This is a genomic window from Saccharothrix sp. HUAS TT1 (assembly GCF_040744945.1).
In the GTDB taxonomy this organism is placed as follows: domain Bacteria; phylum Actinomycetota; class Actinomycetes; order Mycobacteriales; family Pseudonocardiaceae; genus Actinosynnema.
Genome location: NZ_CP160453.1, coordinates 7,261,102 through 7,277,163 on the forward strand (window position 1 = coordinate 7,261,102; position 16,062 = coordinate 7,277,163).

At 70.9% G+C, this 16,062-nt stretch carries 13 protein-coding genes and 2 pseudogenes; 6 read left to right on the plus strand and 9 right to left on the minus strand.

Annotated features, from left to right (window positions below; genetic code table 11):
• Nucleotides 1-11: 11 nt before the first annotated feature.
• Nucleotides 12-1,206, minus strand: a pseudogene (locus AB0F89_RS31885) (IS701 family transposase).
• A 109-nt stretch (nucleotides 1,207-1,315) separates the two neighbouring features.
• Between AB0F89_RS31885 and AB0F89_RS31890 the strand changes: the two are divergent.
• Nucleotides 1,316-2,337 (plus strand): annotated as a pseudogene (locus AB0F89_RS31890) (IS5 family transposase).
• 934 nt (nucleotides 2,338-3,271) lie between these two features.
• Here the strand turns inward: AB0F89_RS31890 and AB0F89_RS31895 are convergent.
• The 3 genes from AB0F89_RS31895 to AB0F89_RS31905 form a co-directional block, all read right to left on the minus strand.
• Complete coding sequence (locus tag AB0F89_RS31895) at nucleotides 3,272-3,889, minus strand: hypothetical protein (protein WP_367129359.1); 618 nt, start codon at nucleotides 3,887-3,889, stop codon at nucleotides 3,272-3,274.
• Nucleotides 3,890-4,376: 487 nt separating this feature from the next.
• A complete protein-coding gene (locus AB0F89_RS31900) occupies nucleotides 4,377-4,805 on the minus strand; it encodes a Hint domain-containing protein (protein WP_367129360.1) in 429 nt (142 codons plus the stop codon).
• Nucleotides 4,806-4,930: 125 nt separating this feature from the next.
• Nucleotides 4,931-5,323: a GNAT family N-acetyltransferase gene (locus AB0F89_RS31905; RefSeq protein WP_367129361.1), complete on the minus strand. Its 393-nt coding sequence runs from the start codon at nucleotides 5,321-5,323 to the stop codon at nucleotides 4,931-4,933.
• 107 nt (nucleotides 5,324-5,430) lie between these two features.
• Between AB0F89_RS31905 and AB0F89_RS31910 the strand changes: the two genes are divergently transcribed.
• Genes AB0F89_RS31910 through AB0F89_RS31920 form a run of 3 tightly spaced genes read left to right on the plus strand, consistent with a single transcriptional unit; the run spans nucleotide 5,431 to nucleotide 7,822 of the window.
• The gene (locus AB0F89_RS31910; protein WP_367129362.1) at nucleotides 5,431-6,246 is read left to right on the plus strand and encodes an alpha/beta fold hydrolase; all 816 of its coding nucleotides are present in this window, start codon (nucleotides 5,431-5,433) and stop codon (nucleotides 6,244-6,246) included.
• Nucleotides 6,246-7,508 (plus strand): PP2C family protein-serine/threonine phosphatase, encoded by a 1,263-nt coding sequence (locus AB0F89_RS31915; RefSeq protein ID WP_367129363.1) that lies wholly within the window; start codon nucleotides 6,246-6,248, stop codon nucleotides 7,506-7,508. The genes AB0F89_RS31910 and AB0F89_RS31915 overlap by 1 nt, the downstream gene beginning before the upstream one ends.
• Nucleotides 7,509-7,516: 8 nt before the next feature.
• Complete coding sequence (locus AB0F89_RS31920) at nucleotides 7,517-7,822, plus strand: STAS domain-containing protein (RefSeq protein ID WP_367129364.1); 306 nt, start codon at nucleotides 7,517-7,519, stop codon at nucleotides 7,820-7,822.
• On the opposite strand, the gene AB0F89_RS31925 is transcribed toward AB0F89_RS31920, so the two are convergent.
• Nucleotides 7,823-8,863 carry a hypothetical protein gene (locus AB0F89_RS31925; RefSeq protein WP_367129365.1) on the minus strand — a complete coding sequence of 347 codons (1,041 nt, stop codon included), beginning with the start codon at nucleotides 8,861-8,863 and terminating at the stop codon, nucleotides 7,823-7,825.
• Nucleotides 8,864-8,958: 95 nt separating this feature from the next.
• On the opposite strand from AB0F89_RS31925, the gene AB0F89_RS31930 reads away from it, so the two are divergent.
• The gene (locus tag AB0F89_RS31930) at nucleotides 8,959-9,618 is read left to right on the plus strand and encodes a TetR/AcrR family transcriptional regulator (RefSeq protein WP_367129366.1); all 660 of its coding nucleotides are present in this window, start codon (nucleotides 8,959-8,961) and stop codon (nucleotides 9,616-9,618) included.
• Between the two features lie 221 nt (nucleotides 9,619-9,839).
• Nucleotides 9,840-11,942 carry a choice-of-anchor P family protein gene (locus AB0F89_RS31935; protein WP_367129367.1) on the plus strand — a complete coding sequence of 701 codons (2,103 nt, stop codon included), beginning with the start codon at nucleotides 9,840-9,842 and terminating at the stop codon, nucleotides 11,940-11,942.
• 63 nt (nucleotides 11,943-12,005) lie between these two features.
• On the opposite strand, the gene AB0F89_RS31940 is transcribed toward AB0F89_RS31935, so the two are convergent.
• From AB0F89_RS31940 to AB0F89_RS31955, 4 genes are all read right to left on the minus strand, one after another.
• The gene (locus AB0F89_RS31940; protein WP_367129368.1) at nucleotides 12,006-12,314 is read right to left on the minus strand and encodes a hypothetical protein; all 309 of its coding nucleotides are present in this window, start codon (nucleotides 12,312-12,314) and stop codon (nucleotides 12,006-12,008) included.
• Nucleotides 12,315-12,358: 44 nt separating this feature from the next.
• Entirely contained in the window at nucleotides 12,359-13,486 is a 1,128-nt protein-coding gene (locus AB0F89_RS31945; RefSeq protein WP_367129369.1) for a transcription termination factor Rho, short form, read from the minus strand.
• A 233-nt stretch (nucleotides 13,487-13,719) separates the two neighbouring features.
• Nucleotides 13,720-15,087 (minus strand): MFS transporter, encoded by a 1,368-nt coding sequence (locus AB0F89_RS31950; protein ID WP_367129370.1) that lies wholly within the window; start codon nucleotides 15,085-15,087, stop codon nucleotides 13,720-13,722.
• Entirely contained in the window at nucleotides 15,077-15,841 is a 765-nt protein-coding gene (locus tag AB0F89_RS31955; RefSeq protein ID WP_367129371.1) for a hypothetical protein, read from the minus strand. Before AB0F89_RS31955 ends, AB0F89_RS31950 begins: the two co-directional genes overlap by 11 nt.
• Between the last annotated feature and the right edge of the window lie 221 nt (nucleotides 15,842-16,062).

Below are 16,062 nucleotides of genomic sequence, written 5' to 3' on the forward strand. Positions count from 1 at the left end.
GATGGTGGTGATCAGGTGTGCCAGGAGACGCCTGACCTCGCCGAGGGTGACCGGGATGAGGCCGCTGCCAGGGCTTTTGGGGCGATGGCGGCGGTAACGGCGAGGTAGGTGTGGGCGAGCATCGCGAGGGTGATGTGGCGGTACCAGGCGTCGTAACGGCGGACCTGGTACTGGTCCAGGCCGACCTCGGTTTTGGCGGTCTGGAAACAATCCTCGACAGCCCAGCGGGCTCCGGCCACCCGGATCAGGTCGTCGTCGGTGGTTCCCATTGGGGCGCAACACAAGTAATAGGCCAGTTCGTGCTCACCACGACGGTTCGCGGTCAGGGAGCGGCGGATCAGCAGCCATCGTCGCCACCCGGCAGGTGTGGTGTCGTCGTAGACGGGTAATGAGGCCACCGCCCAGTCGAACAGACGTGGCCCTTTCGCACCCTGGCCGCAACTGCGGCGCTTCCATGCCGCTTCCGGGGCGTCGGCGGTCAGATGGTCGGCGCGTGTGGCGCCCGCGGTGGCGGGAATGGTCTGACTGCTCGGCACGGCTACCACATAGGCGATACGTCGATCTTCAAGCCAGGCCCGGAATTTCGAGTCGCCGCCATATGCCTCGTCCGCGGTCACCCAACGGGCCGGCAACACCGGCGTCCAACGCCCGGGCCAGCATCGCGCGGGCGAGCACGGGCTTGGTCGCGAACTCCACGGTGTCGGGCACCGCCGCCTCCCGACACCGCTCCCGGTCGGCGACCCAGGACTTGGGCAGGTACAGCTCCCGGTCGATCAGCGTGCGACCTTTGCCCGTGGTGTAAGCGAGAAACACGCCCAGTTGGCAGTTCTCGATCCGACCGGCGGTACCGGAGTACTGCCGCTGCACCCCGGCCGACTTGTCGCCCTTCTTCAGGAACCCGGTCTCGTCCACCACCAGCACGCCATCGCCGTCGGCCAGGTGCTCCACGGCATAGTCGCGGGCGTCGTCGCGGACCCCGTCGACGTCCCATGTCGCGGCGTTGAGCAACCGCTGCATCCCGTCCGGCGTCGTCTCACCAGCCACTTCGGCCAACGTCCAGCCGTTCTTGCCCGCGATCGGAGCCAACAGACCTCGAACATACGCCCGAGCCCGACGCCGCGGCTCCGCCCGCAGAAACCGTCCTGCCACCCGCCCGAACAACTCGTCCAAGCCGCTCACCCAAGCCTGGATGTCCTCATCAACCAACACAAGATCGACAAGCTACCAGAACATGATCACGAAGTGCGGCTGGAGTACTAGGAGCTGTTTGGGGTTCGGATCTACCGACCCTGTGGTGCGCTGGTAGAACACGGGTGTGGCGCGTTTTGATCTGACCGATGCCGAGTGGGCGTTGATCGAGCCGCATGTGCCGGTGGCGGCCACCGGGCCGTTGCCGCGTCGGGCGCGGGGGCAGTTCAACGGGATCCTGTGGCGGTGCCGCACCGGGTCGGGTTGGCGTGACGTGCCCGAACGGTACGGGCCCTGGTCCACCGTCTACTCCCGGTTCAACGCCTGGGCCAAAGCGGGGGTGTTCCAGACCTTGATGGAGGCGCTGATCGCCGAGGCCGCCTCCCGCGGGCAGGTCGGGTTGGAGCTGGTGAGCGTGGACTCCACGATCGTGCGGGCGCATCACGAATCGGCCGGACTCGCGGTGGCCGGGGAGACCCTCGATGCGTTGGAACAGGCCCTGACCGAGGAAAAAGGGGCTCCGCTGCCCACACAGCAGAGCGTGCTGCGGGTGATGCGCCGCCGTCCGCGCCTGACGCGTCCGGCGCGGGCACGTCTGCCGGTCGGGACCGTGCCGCCCTCCGGCGGCGTCGGAAGGCGCGGGCTGAGGCGGCCGGGCTCGGCCGGTCCCGAGGCGGGCTGAGCAGCAAAATCCACACCGCGGTCGACGCCGCCGGGCTGCCGTTGGCGTTCGTGCTCACACCCGGCCAGGCCGCGGACAGCCCGCGGTTCCGGACCGTGCTGGACCGGATTCGGGTTCCCGGCCCGACCGGCCGACCCCGCACCCGCCCGGACGCGGTGGCCGCGGACAAGGCGTACTCCTCCAAGACCAACCGGTCCTACCTGCGCCGCCGCCGGATCACCGCCGTGATCCCGGAGAAGACCGACCAGCAGGCCAACCGCAAGAAGAAAGGCCCGGCCGGCGGGCGGCCGGTGTCCTTCGATCCCGCGCGCTACAGGCGGCGCAACACCGTCGAACGCTGCTTCCAGAAGATCAAGACATGGCGCGGCCTGGCCACCCGCTACGACAAAACACCGGAGAGCTACGAGGCCGGGCTGCATCTACGAGGAGCGATCATGTGGCTGAGAGCCCTGGCTTCAGCCACATGATCCGAACCTCAAACAGCTCCTAACGCACCCTCATGACCGAGGGCCGCTTTCACCACCTGGAAGGCCAGGTCAAACCGGCCGACGGCACATAGGTGCCCTACATCGACGGCGTCAGCTACTCCACCCCGCTCACCGAGCCGGCCGAGGAACGCCTGCTGGCAGGACTGAACCGCCTGGCCAGCGACGTGGCCCTGCTGCGCACGCTGGGTCCGTGGCAGCACCCACACCTGTGGATCAACCTGTTCCCTACCCGACCACGCCGCCGAACGCATCGTGACCGAAACCCTCGCCAGCCTGACGGCCCAGGACATCGGCGACAGCGGCCTCGTCCTGCTCTACCCCGTACCCCAGGCACGCATCACCACGCTGCAGTTCCAGCTCCCCGAGGCACTGATCAACCACCTGGGAGCAGCGTCGTGGGAGCAGATTGGGAGCCGCAGGACGCGCCTAACCGCATCTAACAGCCCCCAATCACGGTCAACCGGACCCACACAGCCTGCTGAAGGCGTGTTTCCGCAGGTCAGAGCAGATGATGATGTATGTTGACACAGTTGGAGTCCCGGAGACGTCTCCAACTGCATCCAATGACACGAAATCGCAGGTGGCAGCACCCAACCCCATCTGCGACAAACCTCGAACACAAGCGACCACATACACAGCTCGCAACACCAAGGGTGGTCACTGACCACCGAACAGCCGACCCTCCCGACCATCATCACCAGCGCGAGGACTCCGACTACCTGGCCATTCTGCGGGATATCACCTCCGTCCTCGGACACCGCCAATGATGATCGAGGCTGGCGCGGGCGAGCGCGAACACTGTTCAGCACGGTCGTGGTTCGGTAGACAGCGAAAGACCACCGGCGATCGAACCGTCCGTCACCAGGAAGAGTTCTCCCGTTGAGCCCATGAGGCAGAAGGACCCGAGGGAGCATTACTTTGCGCGCAACGCCTCTGCTCGTTCCAAGTAGGACATCGCTTCCCTACCTGCACGACCATTGACCAACCTGTAGACGTCGATCGCATTCTCTGGTCGAGCCTCAGCGAGTTCTTGAAGGTCCCGCGCCAGCCGCTGGAAGTGCTCTTCTACTCCGACCCATACAGTGATCGGATCGTCCCGGCGCTCCGCCCAGATCGAGTCCACTTCAAGAACGCTGTTGGCCACTTGAAGGCACAACTCGGCATCGATCTTCCTCCAGCTCTTGAACACGAGGAGGAGTGCCTGCATCACCTCTTGAAGCATCTCCTCAGCCACACCGAACTCGGTGTGATTCTCCAGCCACTCGGCGTCATTGGCCACGACGGACAGCGCATGGGCGATCTTCTGTTCTGCTTTCTCCGGCGTAGCCCACCTGCGTCCAAGGGGAAGCGCCACCATTCCGCTCAGCGCGTCCCAGCCCGCAGAATGCCCCCGCACACCTCGATGCCTTTCGTCGTAGACTTGGTAGATCGGCAGCACACGAGTCAACGCCGCAACGATGAACACCGCGCGCCGATCAGCGGGAAGTGGAGCACTCAAGTTCCTGATGACATCGCTATTTTCGAACGGCACCAATGAAGGCTCCCACCATTTGCACGCAGAGCAGGTCATGACGGCCACACAGCCGTGTTCGGCGATGTGATCGCGGCACCTCTTTCGATCAGGAATGCACGACAATTGGCACAGAAAAACCTGCCAGCCGCGATCCCGCGTGGTGTGAGCCCCGAGTATTCCGCTGCCACGAACCCCTTGACCTCGGCATGCACACCACCAGAAATCGACGCTGCGAGATTGCCATCGTCCAGCATAGCCGCACGTTGGATCCTGGTCAGATTACTCCTCGCACCACCCGTAACGATGTTGGTGACGCCGTCAGCGCACTCCGCGTCGAGCACACTGGTCGTGCGGAACCTCTGCGCGACCGGGTGCAAGAGCTCGTGGTGCTCACCGGCGCTCTCCTCTGGCTAGTCCGTGTCCACGGCTCCAGGTCGATCGCAGTTGTGGACCAGGAAGTTGAGGCCGCCGGTCACCACGTAGTAGGTGTGGACGCCCTCGACGGTCAGGTCGTGGACCGGTTCGAAGTGGATGTAGCGGTCGCCTTCGGTGACGTGCTGTCGACCGACGTGAGGCGTCGCCCTTCCTTCAGGTCGCCGATGTTGACGAATCGGCCTTCGGCATCGACCCACACCGGGTGCCAGGACGTCGCGTCCACAGTGCAGGTCGAGCCGTCCTGCGCCGCCACGGTGAGGCGGGTCATGTCGTCTTTGTCGGTGTGGACGATGGTGGCGACGACGTCGCGGTCGGCGGTGTCGCCGGTGGCGGGGTCGGTGGCCTTGATCTTGTCGCCGATCCCGACCTCGGCGATCGGCTTGGTCGAGCCATCCGCCATCAGCACCAGGGTCGTGCCGACGAAGCTGTGCAGCGCACAGCTCCCGCCGGAGCTGCTTCTGTTCAGCAGCTCGAACGGCTGGTTGGCGATCTTCGCCAACCAGCCGTTCTGCGTTTGCGGGACGAGTGGAACAGGTGGTCCCGCTGTGATCATCTTCACCGTGCGCAGTTGCTGCTCCCCTCCCGTTGGACTTGTCGGTGGGTCAGCGTCGTCCTGCACAGCCGTCAGAGCGGGATCAGGCCCGCGTTGGTCGGCTGGAACCCGCAGCTGTCGAAGTAGAACGGCGCGAGGTGGTCGTCGAAGTCGACGTGCAGCCACTCGCACCCCGCCGCTCGCGCGCCCTCCACGGCGCGCGCGATCAACTCCCGCCCGACGCCCTGGCGGCGCGCCTGCACGGCGACGAGCGTGTCCAGTACGAACGCGTGGATCGCCCCGTCCCAGGCGACGTTGACGAAGCCGACCAGGTCGGTCTTCCGCCGCGCGCACACCCAGCCCAGGCTGTGGCGGTTGATCTGGCCCCACCAGTCGTCGTCGAGGACGCGGTGGTCGAAGCCCTCGGCGTGCAGCGCGTTGACCTCGGAGTTGGCGAAGTGCCCGCGCCACTCATAGCGGATCATCGCGGCACTCTACGACCGCGGGCGTCGCTGAGCGACTTCATTACCCGGTGCGCCAACGGGCTGGTGGGCCGGCCGGTCGCGGGTGGTGGGGGTGGGATACTGCCGGGATGGATGTCCGGAGCAAGAACAACGTGACCGTGTCGGGGCCGGTGGGCGGTCGGCCGGTGGTGTTCTCGCACGGGTTCGGCTGTGATCAGAACATGTGGCGGTTGGTGGCGCCCCGGTTCGCGGAGGACCACCGCGTGGTGTTGTTCGACCACGTGGGGGCCGGGCGGTCCGATCTGTCCGCCTGGCAGCCGGAGCGTTACGCCACCCTCGGCGGATACGCCTCCGATGTGCTGGACGTCCTCGAAGAGCTGGACCTGCGCGACGTCGTCTTCGTCGGGCACTCGGTCAGCGCGATGGTCGGCGTGCTGGCCGCCAACGCGGACCCGTCGCGCTTCGGGGCGCTGGTCCTGGTCGGGCCTTCGCCCCGCTACGTGGACGACGGCGACTACCGGGGCGGGTTCAGCGCGGAGGACATCGAGGAGTTGTTGGACTCGCTGGACAGCAACTACCTGGGCTGGTCGGCGGTGATGGCGCCGGCGATCATGGGCAACCCGGACCGGCCCGAGCTGGGGCAGGAGCTGACCGAGAGCTTCTGCCGCACCGACCCGGACATCGCGCGGCACTTCGCGCGCGTGACGTTCCTGTCGGACAACCGGGCCGACCTGGCCGCGGTGGAGGTGCCGACGTTGGTGCTGCAGTGCCGCGAGGACGTGATCGCCTCCCAGGCGGTGGGCGAGTTCGTGCACGCGCGCATCCCCGGCAGCGAGCTGGTGGTGCTCAACGCGACCGGGCACTGCCCCAACCTCAGCGCGCCGGAGGAGACCGCCTCCGCCATCCGGGGGTTCCTGACCGGGCAGCGGGGCGCACGCCCGTGATGTGCGCGGCCGGGACCGGCGTCGGTGAGCCCGACGAGCCGTTCGAGGACGGCGACTCGGCGACCGGTGACCCGCGAGTGGTGTTCTCGTCGCTGTTGGAGGACGACGTCGCAGAGCTGTACGAGAACGCGCCGTGCGGCTACCTGTCCACGTTGATGGACGGCGAGGTGGCCAAGGTCAACGACACGCTGCTGGACTGGCTCGGCTACCGGCGCGAGGAGCTGGTCGGGGTCAGGCGGTTCACCGACCTGCTGACCGGCGGCGGCAGGCTCTACCACGAGACGCACTACGCGCCGCTCCTGCGCATGCACGGCGAGGTGCGGGAACTCGCGCTGGACCTGGTGGCCGCCGACGGCCGCAGGCTGCCCGCCCTGGTCAGCGCGCGGGTCAAGACCAGCGAGGACGGGCAGCCCCTGCTGGTGCGCCTCACCGTGTTCGACGCCCGTGAACGCCGCGCGTACGAGCGGGAGCTGCTGGCCGCCAAGCGCAAGGCCGAGCAGGAGCGGGAACGGCTGGAGCGCCTGACCGGCACGCTGCAGCGCACGCTGCTGCCCGACGCGCTGCCCGAGGTCGACGGGCTCGACCTCGCCGCCCACTACCAGGTCGCGTCGAAGGACCAGGTCGGTGGCGACTTCTACGACGTGTTCCCGCTGGGCAACGACCGGTGGGGGTTCTTCCTGGGCGACGTCTGCGGCAAGGGGCCCGAGGCCGCCGTGCTGACGTCGCTGACCCGGTACGCCCTGCGCGCCGCGGCCGTGCACGACACCGACCCGGTCAAGGTGCTGACCACGCTCAACACCGTCCTGCTGCAGCAACGCCGCAACGAGGGCCCGCGGTTCTGCACGGTGATCTTCGGCCTGCTCGAACCGGACGGCGACGGGTTCGCCGTCACCCTCGCGGGCGGTGGGCACCCGCCGCCGCTGGCACTGCGCGCCGACGGCGAGTCCCACTTCCTGCCCACACCGGGCGGGCAGCTGGTCGGCATCCTGCCCCACGCGCGGTTCGCCGTCGCGACCACGCGCCTGGACCCGGGAGACGTGATCGTCCTGTACTCCGACGGCCTGACCGAGGCCCGCCGTGCCGACGGGACCCTGCTGGAGGAGGAAGGTCTCGCCGAGGCCGCCGCCGCGATGACGGGCGAGGACGCCTTCACCGTGGTGGACCGGTTGACGCGGCTGCTGTCCGACTGGTCGGAGGAGCCGTCCGACGACACCGCGATCCTCGCGATCGGCAACCCCGGCGCCTCCGCCCCGCTCTCGTAGGAGGCACGGTGATCGAGCTGACCACGGCCACCGACGGCGCCGTCCACACCATCGGGCTCACCGGGGAGCTGGACCACCGGACGACCCCGCGGTTGCGCGACGCGCTCACCGGCCTGGACCTCGGCGCGGGCGACCTCGTCGTCCTGGACCTGGCGGAGTTGGCGTTCTGCGACTCCAGCGGGCTCAGCACCCTGCTGTTCGCGCGCGAGCTGGTCCTCGGCGCGGACGCCGCGCTGGACCTGGTCGCCCCGCCCAGGACGCTGGTCAAGATGCTGAACCTGACCGGGATGGTGGAGCTGTTCACCATCCGGTGATCACCCACGCCGGGTCCCTCGGGGTTCGGAGTAGTAGTCGGCGAGGGCGGTGAAGGCGGCTTTGGGTTCCCACGGCACGTCCGGGTAGGTGGCGCCGCGGCCGTCTTCGAGGACCTTGACGACGCCGAAGCCGGCCAGGTCGAGGTCGTGGCGGGGGTCGCCGGGGCGGTGCGGGTAGTTGTAGAGCGCGAAGAGGTACGCGAAGGCGCTGTCCACGCCTTCGGCGTCGAAGACCTCCAGCAGCTCGCGCAGGTAGGCGCCCTGGCCGACCTCGTCGCGCTCGTACTCGCCGTTCAGCCGGACCGGGCGGCCGGTCGCGTCGTGCTCGACGATCTCCATGCTGCGCGGCGCCGTGTCGGCGGAGCCGCGCCAGGTGGCCGTGCCGAACCCGGTGATCGCGACCGGCTTCCCCTGCGCCACCAGGGTGCGCACGCCCTCCTGGAACCGGTCGGCCACCGCGGCGGACCGGATGAGCTCGACCGACATGATGTCGAAGAGGCTCCAGTCGACGCGTTCGAGCGGGACGCAGGCGTAGGTGACCTTCCCCCGGAAGTGCTCGCGGACCAGCGCCACGGCGTCGGCGAGGAAGTCGTTGAGGCGGGCGCTCGCCTCGGCGATCCGCTCGCCGAGGCCGTCCGGGTCGCCGAACAGCCGGTCGAGCCGTTCGGTGATGTCGTCACCGGGCAGGAACCCGTGGTCCATGAGGCTCAGCTCGACGCCGGTGACGAACACGACCTCGGCCCCCGCCTGCCTGATCCGCTCGGCCCGCCGCGCGCAGTCGGCGAACAGCGACAGCACCTGCGCGGTCGTCAGCTCCAGCGGGTAGGGCGAGAACCAGACCTCCAGCCCGAGGTCGGCGGCGGAGCGGGCGGCCAGTTCCAGCCGCTCCGGGTCGCCGCCGACGAGCTGGACGGCGTTGCAGCGCAGGTCGTCGCGGATGATCGTCAGCTCCCGCCGCACCAGGTCGGGGTCGAAGTCGTCGCGGGAGGTCCTGCCGTTCCGCACGAAGCCGGTGTCGTAGGCGATGCCCTTGGCGCGCATGGGTCCGTCCTCTCCTGTCGTGGTGTGCCGACGGCGAGACTAGGGACAAAACTTGCGTGCACGCAAGTTTGCGTGCACGCATGTAGGCTGGGGTGGTGACGACACGGCGGACGGGGCTGCGCGAGCAGAAGAAGCAGGCCACCAGGGAGGCGTTGCGCGAGGCGGCCCTGCGGCTGGCGCTGGAGCGCGGGGCCGAGAACGTCCGCGTCGACGACATCGCCGAGGCGGCCGGGGTCTCGCCGCGGACCTACAACAACTACTTCTCCAGCCGTGAGCAGGCCATCGTCGCCGCCGTCGCCGCCGAGCGGGAGGCACGGGTCGCGGCGGCGGTGGCGGCACGCCCCGCCGACGTCGGGCTCGCCGACGCCGTGGTCGACGCGATCGTGGAGCAGTACACCGACCCCGGCGGACCCGCCCGCGACGCGCTGCTGCTCATCACCTCGCACCCCGCGCTGCGCGACGCGTTCGTCGACACCGCCACCGCGCTAGAACACCCGCTCACCGACGCGATCGCCCTGCGCCTCGGCGACGACGAGCACACCACCGACGAGCACACCGCCCACGTGCTCGCCGCGAGCGTGGCGGCGGCGGTCCGCGTCGCACTGCAGCGGTGGGTGCGGGTGTCCCCCGCCCCCGGCGGCCTCGTCGTGCCGTCCGGCTCGCTGCCAGACCTGCTGCGCGCCGCGATGGCGCCGCTCAGGCCCGCGCTCGACGCCGCGGGAGATCGGGCCGTCCACCGACCGGTCCAGGGTTGAGGTCGCCGCGTGGGTCTCGGGTATGACGGCACTTTGCGGGACGAGGCCCACCGTCGGTCGGTCCGCCTGGTCGTGCCGGCACCTTCCGGGACCAGTCGCGTGCGGTGGTGTGCGGGCCCGGGAAGCCGGGATGCTGACTGAAGGTCACTCACCGGAACGGCTCAGTAACCAAATCGCGAGGCTCCTCGATTCCCCAGTACCAAGTGAAGGGGCACGAGGACATGAGACCGAGACGCCTGGCCGGAGCGGCGGCGTTAGTCGTCACCGCGTTGATCGCCAGCCAGATCCAAGCCCACGCCACCGACGGCAACCTGCCCGGCGGCACCAGCATCTCCGTGGACATCACCAGCCCGGCGCCGAACACCGTCGTCCCGCAGGGGCCGGTCACGGTCACCGGCACGGCGTCCGTCGGCACGGGGGTCGCGGTCAAGGACACCGCGCTGACGTACGTGGTCGACGTCTCGGGCAGCACCGCGAGCGCGTGCGCCGGTGGGGACGTCCTGTCCTGCGAGCGCACCGCGGTGGCCAACCTCAACGCCGTCGCGGCGGCGCCGAACACGGTGGTCGGCAGCGTGGGCGCGGTCGTGTTCGCCACCACCGCCGCGACCGTGGACGTGGGCCCGGCGGCCGGCGACCAGGTGCTGACCGCGCCGGAGACCGACGCCAACGGCAACGGCACGCGGGACGTGGAGGAGGCCGTCGGGTCGGCCGTCCAGGGCGGCGTGAACCTGTTCACCGCGAAGGGGGTCGGCGGCGGCACCAGCTTCGTGCCGGCCGTGCAGTCGGCGACCACGGTCACCAACGCGCAGACTCAGGCCCGCAAGGTCGTGCTGTTCCTGTCCGACGGCTTCGCGGTGGGCGACGTCACCGGTGTCGCGGGCGCGGTGCCCGCCAACGTCGACTACTTCACCTTCGCCGTCGGACCCGGCTCGGCCTGCAACGGCGGCGACTACAACGCGAGCCTCCAGGCCATCGCCGACCTCACCGGCGGCACCTGCACGGCGGTGCCCGACCCGGCGAACCTGCCGAACGTGGTGCCCGGCGTCATCGCCTCGCAGCTGACCGACCTGACGCTGAGCGTGAACGGCGGCGCGCCCACGCAGATCACCAACGTCACCCCGGCCCTGCCGGAGACCGGCCCGGCCTCGGTCACCTACACCGCGACCACCGGTCCCCTGGCCTCCGGCACGCACCAGCTGTGCGTGACCGCGCGCGGCACCGACGGCGGCGGCGCGGGCTCGGTCGTCGAGTGCACCACGGTCATCGTCAACGACCCGCCGGTGGTCGACGTCGGTGGACCGTACGCCGGTCAGGAAGGCACTCCCGTGGCGCTGGCGGGCACGGTCGTCGACCCCGACGGCCCGTCCCTGGCCGTGCAGTGGAGCGCGACCCCGCAGTCCGGCGTCGACCCCGGCACCACGTGCGCGTTCTCCGCGCCCACGTCGGTGAACACCACCATCACCTGCAACGACGACGGCGTGTGGGCGTTGACCCTGAGGGCGAACGACAGCCTGCACCCGGACGTGGTCGCCACGACCACGCTGACGCTGTCCAACGTCGCGCCGCAGGTCGGCATCTCCTCGCCGGCCAACGGCGCCCAGGTGCTGCGCAACACCCCGGTCACGGTCACCGCGCCGTTCACCGACATCGCCACGCACGACACGCACACCTGCACCGTCGACTTCGACGACGGCACGCCGGTGGTGAGCGGCACGGTGGCGCAGGGCCCCGGTTCGGGCACCTGCACCGCCACGCACTCCTACGCCGGGGTCGGCGCGCACACCGTGCTGGTGACGGTCACCGATGACGACGGTGGTTCGGCCACCGCCGTCGTGACGGTCGTGTCGTACGTGCGGGCGGAGGCGTGGTCGCTCAGCGCTTCGGGCCTGGTCACCGTCGCCAAGACGCCGCACGCCACCTGCCCGCCGTCGTCGGACAAGACCACGGCCTCGGTGACCGTGCTGGGCCTGGCCTCGGTGCAGGCGCTGCACGCCGACTGCTACCTCGACACCGCGACGGGTCGAACCGACGCGGGCGCCGAGGTGTCCAGCGCGAGCCTGCTGGGCGGTGCGATCACCGTGTCCGACATCGAGACCAGCTGCGTGGCGAACGAGCAGGGCCTGTCCGGCTCGTCGCGGGTCGGCACGTTGAACGGGCAGCCGATCGGCACCGCGCCGACCACGGTCGGCGTGCCGGGTGTGGCAACCGTCCACTTGAACCAGACGGTGGTCGGGCCGAACGGCCAGCTCGCGCAGTACGCCGTGCGGGTGGTCACCTTGTTGGGCCAGGAGATCGTGCTGTCCGGTTGCCGGATGGGCTTCTGACCCGGTGACCCGCGGGTCCCGATCGCTCGTCGCGGGCGGTCGGGACCCGCGTGCGCGGGGGTTTCACCGGGCGCGCAGCACGGCCCTGGCCAGTTCTGCCGGTGTTCCCGTGGTGCTGTCGACGGTCATGTCGTAGGTGGCGCCGTGGGCGTGGACCGAGCGGTAGTGGCCCCGGGCGAGTCCGTTCGGGTTGCGCCGGTCGCGTTCCCGCTGCTCCGCGACCGCGAGCAGGCACGTGACGCGGACCAGCAGCACGTCCAGGCCGGACAGGGCGATCAGCCACGACGGCAGCAGGTCCTGGACGGCCTTGGCGAGGGTGGTCTTGCCCGCGCTCGACGTCCCGTTGAGGATCACCCGGCCGGGATCGCGCACCCGGTCGGGGTATCCGGTCCGCGGGCGGGCTCGTCCGGGTGCGCTCAGCGGGGTGTGGTGGCCGTGAGGCGGGTCAGGAACCCGGTGTTGTCGGCGGTCTTGCGCAGGCCGTCGAGCAGCACGTCCACCGCGTCCTCCTTGCCCGCCAGGGCGCGGCGCAGCAGGCGGGTGGACGCGGCTTGCGCCGGGGTGAGCAGGAGGTCGTCGCGGCGGGTGCCGGACTGGTGGACGTCCACGGCCGGGAAGACCCGGCGGGCGGCGGTCCTGCGGTCCAGGCGCAGTTCGGCGTTGCCGGTGCCCTTGTACTCCTCGAACAGCAGCGCGTCGGCCGCCGAGCCGGTGTCGACCAGGGCGGTGGCGATGATCGTCAGCGAGCCGCCGCCCTCGACGTTGCGCGCGGCGCCCAGGAAGCGCTTGGGCGCGGTGAGGGAACCGGCGTCCACGCCGCCGGACAGGGTCCGCCCGGATGGTGGCGCGGCGAGGTTGTAGGCGCGGCCGAGGCGGGTCGCGGAGTCGAGCAGCACCACCACGTCGCGGCCCAGCTCCACCAGGCGCTTGGCGCGTTCGACGGCGAGTTCGGCGAGCGCGGTGTGGTCGCGGGGCGGGTGGTCGAACGTGGCGGCGACCACCTCGGCCGGCACGGCGCGCGCCAGGTCGGTGACCTCCTCCGGCCGCTCGCCGACCAGCACGAGCACCAGGTGGCACTCCGGGTGGTTCTTGGCGATGCCGTGCGCGATCGACCGCAGCACGGTGGTCTTGCCGGCCTTGGGCGGCGCGACGACCAGGGCGCGCTGCCCCTTGCCGATCGGCATGAGCAGGTCGACCACGCGGGTGGTCAGCTCGTGCGGCTCGGTCTCCAGCCGCAGCCTCTCGTGCGGGTGGGTGGGCACGAGGTCGGCGAAGGCCGGCCGGGCCCGGGAGTGGCGCGGGTGCGCGCCGTTGACTGCTTCGACGGTGACCAGGGACGGCGGCTTGCCGTCCCGGGCTGGTGGCGCGACCTGGCCGTGGACCTCGTCGCCGCGCCGCAGCCCGTGGTCGGCGACCAGTCGCGGCGGCACGGCGGCGTCGTGCGGACCCGGCAGGTAGCCGTCGGTCCGCAGCACGGGGCGGCGGTCCACGACGTCGAGGACGCCGGAGGTGAGCCGGGGGTTGGTGGAATCGTTGTGGTTCAAGGGTTTTCTCCCTGATCGCGGGAATGGTGGAAGCCGCGGCCACGCCGCGGCGGAACCCCTGCGACACGTCGGGGAAGGCTGCTTCGAGCCACGTCCGAGCCGATATCACCGAGGGGATTCGCGGGTGGGGCAGAGCCGCCTACGACCGCGAGATGTCAGGGAGCATAGCCGTCGGGCCGGGTGGCGCGCAAGCGGGTCCGGTGTGGACTTCCTGTGCCGTGCTCGAGCCCGCGTCAGCCGCCCGTGGCGCGGTCGTGGAGGTCGCGGCGGTGGATTTGGGTGACGGCGATCAGGGCGAAGATCCCGCCCAGGACCGCGCAGGTGAGCGCGATCAGGTTCAGGGACGCGGCGGCGAGGCGTTGTTGTTCGATGACGACGCGGTACGGGAAGAGTGCGCTGATGCCCGCGGTGACGCCCAGGTGGTGGCAGGTCCCGTTGATCCGGGTCGCCGTGACGATCGCGGCGGGGTCGGTGGCGCGGGTGGAGAGGTGGTGGTGGAGGGGGATTCCCACCCCGGCGCCGGCGCCTGCGGCGACCACGCCGGGCAGGAGTGCGAGCCAGGTGCTGTCCGGGCCGACGAGGGTGAGCAGTCCCGCGCCCGCGGTGGTGAGCAGCGCCGCCACGCCGACCGCGGCCCTCGGCGGGAGCTCGGGGGCGAACCGCCGTGCGAGCGCGGCCGCGCCGATCATCGCCAGGGTGAGCGGCAGGAGGCGGGCGCCGACGTCCAGCGGGGTGTGCCCGTGCGCGTCCTGGAGGTGGAGGACGGCCAGGAACACGGTGACCGCACCGACCGCGCCGGACGCGAAGGTCGCCAGTGACACGCCGAGGAAGCTGCGGTTGCCGAACAGGGCCAGGTTGAGCATCGCCTCGTCGTCACGGGCGCGCTGCACCAGGAGGAACAGGAGCAGCAGGAACGCCGCCACGGCGAACGCGGTCAGGGTCGAGGCGCCGGTCAGGCCGAGGACCACGAGGGCGGCGCAGGCGGCGAACAGCGCGGTCCCGGCCCAGTCCACGGCGGCCGGGGCGGTCGGCCGGGTCGTCGGCAGGCGCACCTGGCCGATCGCCTGCAGCAGCGCACCGGCGGGCAGGACCGACAGGAAGACCAGCCGCCAGTCGGCTTCGGCCAGGACGCCGCCGGTCACGGGGCCGAGCGCCAGCCCCAGCACCGCGGCGGTGGCCAGGGTGCGGGACCGCGTCGCTCCCGGGAACTCGTGCGCGACGAGCGCCGAGGACGTCGCGAGCAGGAGGGCGGAGCCGACGCCCTGGAACCCGCGGGCGGTGACGAGCAGGGGCAGCGTCCCGGCGGCGCCCGCGGCCACGGAGCCGGCGGTGAACAGCAGCGCCCCCAGGCGGAACGCCGGTCGGTGGCCGAACCGGTCCGCCAGCGCGCCGCCGGTCAGCAGGAACGCGGCCAGCGGCGCGGTGTGGGCGACGACGACCCACTGCCGGGCGCCGGGGCCCGCGTCGAACTCCGCGACCAGGCCGGGCAGGGCCAGCAGCGCGGCGGTGCCGTCGAGCATCACCAGGAAGGTGGCGATGGACGCGGCTACGAGGGTCCACCAACGCGTCGAGCCCGTCCCCAAGAACGGCTCATCCGCCATCGTGCGCTCCCCCGGTCGACCGCGTCCGGCGGGCCGCCCGCCCGGGTGTCCTGGCGCCGGTCCGGTGACGCCGCATGGTGGACAGGTCGGGGCTGGAGCCGACCACGCCGCGCAGGCGGACCAGGACCGTGCCGTCGGCCGTGGTCGCGGTGTGCTGGTCGCCGTCCGATGTGGAGTAGTGGCGCAGGTCGACGTGGGCGCCCAGCAGGAGCGCCAGCTCGCGGTCGTCCAGGGGGTGGGGGACGTCGATGGCGCTCACCGACGCGAGGGTTCCCGGCGGGCCCGCGACCCGGAGGAGCGCTTCGAGCGCGTCGCCGGGCAGCAGGTACCCGGTGAACCGCTGGTCGACCGCCTCGGTGTCGGGCCGGTCGTCGGGCTCCGGCGTGGCGGGTTCGCCCAGGCGCACGGTCGTCCGGGCGTAGCCGACGGTCGGGACGGCGTTCACGGCCGGGCTGTCGACGCGGACGTGCACGTCGTCACCGGTGCGGGTGGCCGTGACCTCGACGCGGCGCGGCCAGCGCTCGACGGGCGCGCGGAGCAGGCGCGGCAGCAGGAGGTCCGAGTACCCGACGGGCGCCAGCTCGGGGTCGAAGGAAGCGGCGGCCTCCGCCGCGAGCTGCACCAGCGAGGCGGTGGGCGCGGTGGGCTGCCCGTTGACGAGGTGGTGGCGGATCTCGGCGTGGCGGTCGAGGTGGAGCTCGACGTGCCAGCGCGCCACCGCGCCGTCGTGGTGCTCGGGTCGCGGGAGGAACACAGCCGCCTTCGCCGGTCGACCTTCGTCGCGCGGCGTGGAGTGGTCTGGAGTCATGGCTTCCGGTCTCGACGAGGTCGGGAGGAGAGGTGAGATGAAACCACGGATCGGTCCTCGGGCCCCTTCGGCATGCCGCAGCCCGCCTGCGCCCACCGGCGCACGCCCGGCGTGCCTTCGGCGGCTTGACTTGAACTCGACTTCAAGGCCGAGACTGGACGATCGGG